Source organism: Curtobacterium sp. B18, assembly GCF_000333375.1.
In the GTDB taxonomy this organism is placed as follows: Bacteria; Actinomycetota; Actinomycetes; order Actinomycetales; family Microbacteriaceae; genus Curtobacterium.
On record NZ_BACZ01000717.1, the window covers coordinates 1 to 926 of the forward strand.

Sequence of the window (926 nt, forward strand, 5' to 3'; positions counted from 1 at the left end):
GGCCGCATGTTGTTGCCCATGCGACCGAGGCCGACAAGACCGATGCGCATGATTTCCTCTTCTGTTCGTCGTCGCGCTGATGCTGCTGGGAGCGCGTCAGCGCAGTGTTCGGCTGTTGCGCTTACCGCAGCAGGAGATTGGGCTGCAGCAGGTACCGGTATCCGTCCGCCGCCGGGGCCTCCTGCGAGGTCTGGCCGGTGATGAGCACCGGTCCCGGCTTGTTGGGGTTCTCCGTCTTGGTGAAGGAGATCCGGACGAACTCGGAGTGCACCGCGTTCAACCCGTCCAGGAGGAAGGCGGGCTTCAGCGAGACCACCGTTTCCTCACCGGTCAGCAACGCACTGATCGACTCTGACGCCTGCGCTTGTTCGGAACCGATCGCTTCGAGCGTGAGCCCGTCGACCGTGAAGGAGAACCGGAGGGCTGCTTCGCGCTCCAGGACGAGGGAGACCCGTCGGACCGCCTCGACCAGTTCCGCGGTGTTGATCACCGCGTGGTCCTGGACGGTCTCGGGGAAGAGCCGGCGGACCGGCGGGTAGTTGCCCTTGATGAGCAGCGACGTGACGGTCTTGTCGTCCGCGTGGAACGCGATGAGCTCGCGGTCGGACGAGCCGCTGATCGACACCGACACCTGACCGGCGGCTTCGCCGGTGTTGAAGACGAGTCGGAACTGGCCGCCGGCGCGCTCGTCGGCGATGCGCTGCGCGGTGGCGACCAGGTGGGCGAGGAGGTCCGGGTCGCCGGCGGCGAGCTCGGTGACGTTCCGGTACTGCTCGGTCTTGGGGATGACGAGCACGTGGACGGGTGCCTTCGGCGCGATGTCCTCGATGGCGATCACGCGGTCGTCCTCGGCGACGACCGTCGCCGGGATCTCGCGCGCGATGATCCGGGAGAGATGCTGGGCGTGCTGGTGCTCATGGCTCCAT

Annotated in this window: 1 protein-coding gene; it reads right to left on the minus strand. The window is 67.0% G+C overall.

From position 1 onward, the window contains the following. Positions 1-121: 121 nt before the first annotated feature. On the minus strand, positions 122-926 hold an 805-nt coding region (locus I5E_RS26635; protein WP_022908405.1), incomplete at its 5' end, for an HIT domain-containing protein.